Genomic DNA, 8,089 nt, shown 5'->3' with positions numbered 1-8,089 from the left:
CCGTCATCACCTCCATTACCTGCTGCAGCAACTACAATAACATCGTGATCAAGTGAATATGTGATGGCATCTGAATAGGCATGATCATATACTGGACCTCCAAGGCTCATGCTAAGAATTTTTGCGCCATTGTCCACAGCATAAATTATTCCATCAATTATATTAACTGTAGTCCCCCAACCCATCGCGTTTAACACACGTACAGCCATTATCTTAGCCTGCCAGCAGATTCCAGTTGTGCCTGTGCTGTTGTCGCCTATCGCTCCAATCGATCCTGCGCAGTGTGTGCCGTGTCCGTTGAGGTCCATTGGGTCATTGTCATTGTGTATAAAGTCATAACCGGAATGCCCTGAGCCGTCATCCCACATATTGCCAGCGAGGTCCTCATGATTATAGTCCACGCCGGTGTCAATAACAGCAACCACAATTGAACTGCAGTCGGTTATCACGTCCCAAGCCGGCTCAAGATTCATGTCTGCGCCGGAGGTTCCGGGATTATTTGTCGCATACGGGGCACTGGAAACAGTCTGTCCTGTGTTCTTCAATCCCCAAAGCTCTCCATATTCTGTATCATTCGGTACCGCTGAGATTGTATAAATATAGTTAGGCTGAGCGTATTCAACACTTGGATCATTATTGAAAATATCTATAGCGTCTTCTACACTTGTGCCCCTTTCGAGCTTTACATGAGATATGCTGTTCTTTGTTATAGTTTTAAGGGTTTCACAGCCGTATCTTCTGATTGTGTTTATCTGGTTCTGTTGAGGAATCTTTTTTTTGAATTTAATGAGAATCTCGCCTTCAATATATTGTCTTGCTATTTTAGATCTGCTTTTATTAAATTTAATTGGAGAAGCCCCTATAAGTATTAAAGAAGAGATAACAGGTATTAGGATTATTGATAATCTTATGTCTATGCATTTGTTAATAAATTTATTCATCATATACTCCTTTGTGATTATTTGGTGATAATAATTATGGAACTACGATTGATGACTGAGTTGAAGGTTCGCTCACTGAGCCGCCACCTAAAGCTGAATAAGCAACCACTTTTATGTACCAGGTCCCAGAAGATAGAGAAGTTAAAGGAATAGTAATAGATGTGGGAGTCTGCCCGCTCACCCAAGGAACATCTATGGAACTCGCGCCTGAAATATCAAAATCATTCGTCTGACTGTAATAAACTTTGTAACCGCCGCCAGCGCTGTTTACCGCTTTCTCGCGATTGGCCTCCCATGTTATTCTTACTCTTGGCACGCCAGTAGTAAAACTCCATTCATAATCGCTTCCCATAGGATTGAATGCCAAATCTTCAACTGCTGCTAAAACCTTAGCTGTGTAAAGTGTTGTGGCGTCAAGGTAATCATCGGGATCAAATGTAGCGGTTTTTGTTGCAACATCATAGCTGACTACGCCGCTAACAGGTGTGCTCCCGTCATGCAGAGTAAATGTGGCAGTAGTAATTGTAGCTGAGTTCATATCCTCATTAAAGGTAACGGTAATCAATGTGTTTACATAAACATCAATCTCACCATTATCCGGCGATGTTGAACTTACCTCTGGAGGGGTTTCATCGGGTATAATGCCGGTAGTAAAATTCCATTCATAGTTTGAAGCCATGTTATTGCCTGCTTCATCCTTAACATCAGTAGTAATGGTTGCTGTATAAGGGGTTTCATAGAGCAGGTCTGCAGAGGGGCTAAGGGTTGCGGTTCTGGTTGAGGCATTATAGGTTACTGTACCGCTTACATCGCTGCCATTTTCTGTTACAATAAAGGATGAACTGGTAATTGATGAATCATCCATTGCCTCGCTAAAAGTAGCTGTGATTACAGAATTTACTGCAACATCCGTGGCGCTGTCCGCCGGCGATGTTGAGCTTACAGTGGGAGGCGTTGTGTCTGCTGGAGGGTTGCTCCCACCATTGTCATCAGTACAAGCGGTTATCCCCCATAAACATAATAATAAAATATTAAAAGCAATTAAAAGCCTGTAACTAATGCATGATCGCTTAGATCTTGATACAATTGATGAAAAATACTGAAATCCTATCATAATACGTCTCCTTGTTTATTGAGTATATTTAACGAAAAAACAATATACAATTATTATGAAACATCATTTAAGGCTAAAGCTATTACCAAGAGACTAAAGTATATTGTTTTCAATATGATTATACCGTTATTCTCTTAATTTTGGTTGGTTCTTCACTTTTAGGCAATTTCCATAAGGATTGAATTTTGATGAGGATGATCCTTTTATTATACTTTTGTCAAGAGTTATTATCACTTTATAGAGCGTGTATTAACATATTATTTTGAAATTCAAATAGGTATTCACACCAATCCTGTGCACAAAAAATTGAAATTGTATTATCTTATTGATTGAATAATGATATAATTTATAGATAGGTGCAATTAAATGGTTAAGCCAGAAAGCGCTAATAAAGATATTACTAATAGGAATAGTAATATTATCTTGATAGTCTCATTATTTTGATTTTTTAGCATTTGAAACCCCTAAAGTGTGCGATGTTAGTAGTATCATAAAGTGTAATCTATAGTATGAAAATAATAAATATATGCCCAATCGTCAAATAAACATGGATTTTACTCTCTGCTGTGGGGATAAATTTAGGTAAATGAAAATTTATTTGTAGGTGAGTGTATGAATACTTGGGGTAATTTATTCGACTAATATATCCATCTCTTTGCTTTTCAGATGTTAGTTAATACCATAGTCTTGTTCGTAGATTTTTATTGATCCTGAATCTGTTCCTTTCTTTCAAATAGGAGGTTCTCATATTCTGTAAATACCAATTGATCTTCCTCCATTTGTTGAAATGACTTCAGCTTTGCCACTAAAGTATTGTATGAAACAAGTGTCATCTGGTCATTAACCTTCGTTATCATCTCCTTTATCTCATCGTTTTTTTTATTTAACAGATTGATGTAAAACTGAAATGACTCAAATAGATCCTTTAGTTTAGATTGATTTTTTTTCAATTCTTCACTCTCTTCACTCCTCTCAAGCATTGATTCTATAAATTTCAATATGTATTCAGCCTCTAATGGCGAAATATCAAAATCCAAGAGAAGTTGGTTAACCTTTGAGAAAGCCATCCACCTCAGGTGTACCTTTGCAAGAAAAACCGGATTATTAGACATTATATTCAGATTTTTGGTATCTAACTCCTCAACTGCTCTCCTATTTTTTCTTCCTTCGGAATCTTTATCTTCATCCGATTTTCCACTTCCATTATTGGTGAGAGTAATAATAACATCAGGAAATCTTTTCTTTATTATAAGCACATCATCGCTGGTAATATTCGAATCTATAAATATATAATCAGGATCAAACTCCGCCTCTTTCTTTCGTACTAAAAATGCCAATTCATTAAAGATTTTTATTATTACTGGAATAGTATCTATCATTTTATTTGTTTTAATAAAGAGATACTTCCTTTTCCTATCCCGTAAATCAGTATAGGGTATTACAATTTCATCATTAACTACTCTGAAAAAATGTATAGGAGATTCGCTGCTCTTCTCTATTTGAATATTTTTAATTAAAAAAAATATTACAGGAATCTTATGTAAATACTTGGTTTGTTCTTCATCAGCATAGATAGCCCCTCCGCTCTTATCAAAGGCCAAGAAATTCCATTTCTTAAACAATACCTTTAGTGTAATACCATTCGGAGTCTTCTTTTCAAGATAATCCATATCAATTGATTTTTGTGATTTATTGACAACTCAGTTCACTGCCTCATGGAGGCAGCATCATCCTGAATTGATGTGAGTGTCCTTTAATGAGTTCTTAAGCATACTCATAAAGGGGTACTGCTTTTGCTGGTTGAGTTGCTGTTTGTAATAATGTCTCGATCCGACGTACTGTATCGGGTTTCAGAAGCACATCTCCACACACTGAACAGACTTCCGCTGGAACATGGTCAATGACTACAACTTCTCCATGATAGCGAACGGGATGTGTAATCTGTTGCTCCATATATTCGCCAGGACATCTCTCAATACAGCATTTCATCTTAACTGCCTCCTTTAGATTGTATAGGTTAATGGCGTATTCACAAACATCGGTTTCTGAATCTTCAACTTCTGTTCAATAAGGGGATGCAAATGTGTCGCATAATTTTAATACACCATGCTTATTGAGCAAGATGTATTGAAAATATTTATAATGAGATAATATATTATGACCATTTTTTTTTATAAAATCAATCATTTTTCAATTTAGCATAATATTGAATATCTTCTCATTTTTTTTTGATTAAGGGCGATCCCCTGTAATACTTACTCAAGATATCATTTAAAGTATAATGTTAATCTCAATAAGTTAAGTCAGTCTAAATTATTATATTAGCATGTAATTTATTAGAATTCCAATACGCTAAAATATTTGACAATAGATAAATGACATGTAAAGAGTTTGGTTGACTTTTATGTATAATCGATAATTACAGTTTAAATAACAAATGGAGCATAGGTGCAATTACATCGGTGTTGAATATTTTCCCCTTCAATAGACACAGGGAGAGATATCTCTCCTTATCCTTATATAGATTGCTTAAAACACAATTTTAGGCATAAACCCTATTACTTATGCAATGATATGAAAGCAGTTGATTCATTCATGCATTATGGAGACAACAATGACAAATATAACTATCAGTCATAAACAATTATTTACTGGTACAATATGCGAATTTTCGAGCCAAATTGATAATGAACATACTATTGAGAATGTTCTTATAGATAACGGATACTGGAGTTCAAAAAAGAGTAGTTGCTTGGTTCCGGAGTATTTTATAATAGATTATCAAAAATTAGTTCCTATCAATTTTATTCAACTATCAACATCACCCTCAGGGAAAACTACCTTTCCGACAGAATTCAGGATTGAAACGAGTAACGATGGAATAAACTGGATGATTATTCATACTGAAACGAGATTAGACATTAATGATTCGATTCCTTACACAATAGATTTTCCATTAATCTGCTGTAAATATCTGAAAATACTTGTTCTCAAACCCAAAAGAGTAGGCACTCAATTTTTTTCTGAGATTGGTAGAATAACCACAGGGATATCCGGAATTAAATCAATATCCACAAGTAGCATCTCGTCTTATGAGCATAACGAAAAAAAACTTCTCGATAAAAGAAATGATACATATTGGGAGTCAGGCCTTAAGGATCTTAGTAACAGGGAGTCTATTGATATCGACCTTGGACGTGTATACCATATCAATGGAATTGTGCTCGCTTCACCAAACTGTAGACCCCATGGATTCAGTAATCACTTTCGAATCCAGGTAAGCTCCGATACTAATATCTGGACTACTATTATTGAAGAGAATAACTTCAAAGCTGAGGCATCGAGACGATATCTCTGGAATATTGACATTATACCAGTTAGATTTATTCATATTGATATGAATGGGATGAAGTTGGAAAATGAAAAATATGGAGTGAGGTTGTCTGTACTTGAGATTTATGGAGTGATAGCAGATCATTCCCATACACATAACCTGAATCAACTTACTCCCTATGCTTCGATATTTCAGGCAGGTATGGTTAAATTGGCTAAGGATGGAGATGATTCTCCAAATAATGCAGTACAGGGGAATGATAGCAGATTGAAAAATGCTACAACAATATTTAAAGGGATAGTACAGTTGGCTGAGGATGGCGAGAATAAGGAAGGCAAGGCTGTTCAAGCTTCTGATTATAGACTTCAGAGTGCAACTGAATTAAGACATGGGATTTCAAGATTTGCAAGGGATAAGGAAGATACACCTGAAACTGCCGTTCAGGGGAATGATTCTCGATTAAAAGAGGCAACAGAGAGTGATCTAGGAATAGTAAAGATCTGCCCTGATGGGATCTACTCAGAGCTTAGTGTTGTTAGGGGCAATGACACAAGGCTTCAAAAGGCTACTACTTTATCCTATGGAATAACTCGACTTGCTACAAATGGAGAGGATAATCCTGAATGCGCTGTTCAGGGAAATGATAGGAGATTAAAGGATGCTAGCTCTACCCATAAAGGGATAGTGGAGCTGGCAGAGGATGGCGAGGATAGGCCTGATGTTGTAGTACAGGGCAGTGACAGAAGGCTTAAGCATGCCACTACGCATTCAAAGGGGATAGTGGAGCTGGCAGAGGATGGCGAGGATAGGCCTGATGTTGTAGTACAGGGCAATGACAGAAGGCTTAAGCATGCCACCACGCATTCAAAGGGGATAGTGGAGCTGGCAGAGGATGGCGAGGATAGGCCTGATGTTGTAGTACAGGGCAATGACAGAAGGCTTAAGCATGCCACCACGCATTCAAGGGGGATAGTAGAGTTGGCTGGGGATGGCGAGGATAGGCCCGAAGTTGTAGTACAGGGCAATGACAGAAGGCTTAAGCCTGCTACAACCCTTACAAAAGGGATTGTGGAGTTAGCCGAGGATGGTGAGGAGAAGCCAGGGGTTGCTGTTCAGGGCAATGATAAGAGGCTTAAGGAGGCTACTACTCAATCCAAGGGGATTGTAAGAATCGCCGAGGATGGCGGAGATAGACCTGAAACAGTCGTCCAGGGTAGTGATAAGAGGCTTAAGGAAGCAACCACTCATTCAAAGGGGATTGTGGAGCTGGCAGGGGATGGAGAGAATGGCGCAAATATTGTTGTCCAGGGCAATGACAAAAGGTTAAAGGATGCAACCACCGTTAATAAGGGAATACTCAGATTTGCAGCGGATGGCGAGACGTCGCCTTCTGCTGCTGTTCAAGGCAATGATAAGAGGCTTAGAGAGGCAACCACTACCTACAAGGGAATAGTGCAATTAGCAGAAGATGGAGAAAATAGAGAAGATGTTGTAGTACAGGGTAATGACAGAAGGCTTAAGGATGCCACTACTCTATCAAAGGGAATAGTGGAGTTAGCTGAGGATGGTGAGAGTAGACCAAATGTAGTGATTCAGGGTAACGATAGTAGGCTAAAGGTCGCAACAGAGGAAAGCTACGGTATAGCAAAGTTGGCAAAGGATGGAGATACAATAAAAGGCGCTTGTGTTCAGGCTAATGATAGAAGGCTTAATGATCCTAGGACACCCTTACCTCATAGTCATAGTTATGCTCCAGTTAAACATGATTTCAATAGTCATACGGGCTCAATCAGCATAATAACAACAAAGGAGGAGAGGTTTGATGGAATTATGCCTCCTCCAGATAATTCAGCTATTGTTTATGCAAAAAATGAGTCAGACCAAGCTGGAGCTGTTGGTATAGCTGGTATTTCAAATCCTATTACTGAAGAAACCAAACAATCTTACGGTGTTATTGGGCATAGTAAATATGTGGGAATCAGAGGGCAATCGACGGGTAATCCGAATTCAGACAGCATGGGTTGTGGAGTTTTAGGCATTTCTCGTTTTGGAGTTGGAGGTGTCTTTGCGAGCGAACACTCATATTCAGTTGTAGCTGATGGCTACTGTCACTTATCTGAATATGATGATTCTCTTGGGCTTATGGGCAATGGGGATGCACTTTTAGTAAATGGGAAAACTGAATTTAATGGAAAGATAAATTTAAGGAATAGTTTAAAAGACAATGCCTTTCCAGTTAACATTGTTGAAATGTTTGAGGTTGATAATGCATACTATATTGAGCTTGGGGATCTATTAGTTGTCAGTGAAGAGGGGAATTCTATACTATCGCGATCGAAGGTAAGTTACAGCACATCTCTTGTTGGCGTAGTCTCGGGCAATCCAACGGTTGTCATTAACAACAGCGGGAAGGAGAAGATGATATACCCTGTAGCTCTTGCAGGCAAGGTCTTATGCAGGGTTGATGCCAGAGATAGGGCAATAAATCCAGGGGATATGATTGTCACTTCCGATAAACCTGGATGTGGTATGTCAGGAGAGATCGACTCATTCAGCAAGATCGGCAGTGTGATAGGTAAAGCGTTGGATGGTATAGACCAGGGTATTGGGATTATTCCCATTTTCATCACGCATATATGATTTCACATCACACCCCTTTACTCTCAGGCATAGGATGAAAGAATACACTTCTATCTTATG

At 38.4% G+C, this 8,089-nt stretch carries 5 protein-coding genes; 1 reads left to right on the top strand and 4 read right to left on the bottom strand.

Annotated features, from left to right (window positions below; genetic code table 11):
• The 4 genes from SVZ03_04455 to SVZ03_04440 form a co-directional block, all read right to left on the bottom strand.
• Positions 1 to 944: S8 family serine peptidase (locus tag SVZ03_04455; GenBank protein ID MDY6933459.1), on the bottom strand; the 944-nt coding region annotated here is incomplete at its 3' end.
• A gap of 31 nt (positions 945 to 975) precedes the next feature.
• Positions 976 to 2,055, bottom strand: a complete 1,080-nt coding sequence (locus SVZ03_04450; protein MDY6933458.1) for an Ig-like domain-containing protein — start codon at positions 2,053 to 2,055, stop codon at positions 976 to 978.
• 701 nt (positions 2,056 to 2,756) lie between these two features.
• Positions 2,757 to 3,725, bottom strand: a complete 969-nt coding sequence (locus SVZ03_04445) for a hypothetical protein (protein MDY6933457.1) — start codon at positions 3,723 to 3,725, stop codon at positions 2,757 to 2,759.
• 94 nt (positions 3,726 to 3,819) lie between these two features.
• Complete coding sequence (locus tag SVZ03_04440; GenBank protein ID MDY6933456.1) at positions 3,820 to 4,044, bottom strand: YgiT-type zinc finger protein; 225 nt, start codon at positions 4,042 to 4,044, stop codon at positions 3,820 to 3,822.
• Between the two features lie 625 nt (positions 4,045 to 4,669).
• On the opposite strand from SVZ03_04440, the gene SVZ03_04435 reads away from it, so the two are divergent.
• Positions 4,670 to 8,029, top strand: coding sequence for a discoidin domain-containing protein (locus tag SVZ03_04435; GenBank protein MDY6933455.1), 3,360 nt, complete (start codon positions 4,670 to 4,672; stop codon positions 8,027 to 8,029).
• Positions 8,030 to 8,089 lie beyond the last annotated feature (60 nt).

This window comes from Spirochaetota bacterium (assembly GCA_034190085.1).
In the GTDB taxonomy this organism is placed as follows: domain Bacteria; phylum Spirochaetota; class UBA4802; order UBA4802; family JAFGDQ01; genus JAXHTS01.
The sequence above is the reverse complement of the archived record's forward strand: the minus strand, read 5'-3'. Positions and strand labels throughout refer to the sequence as shown.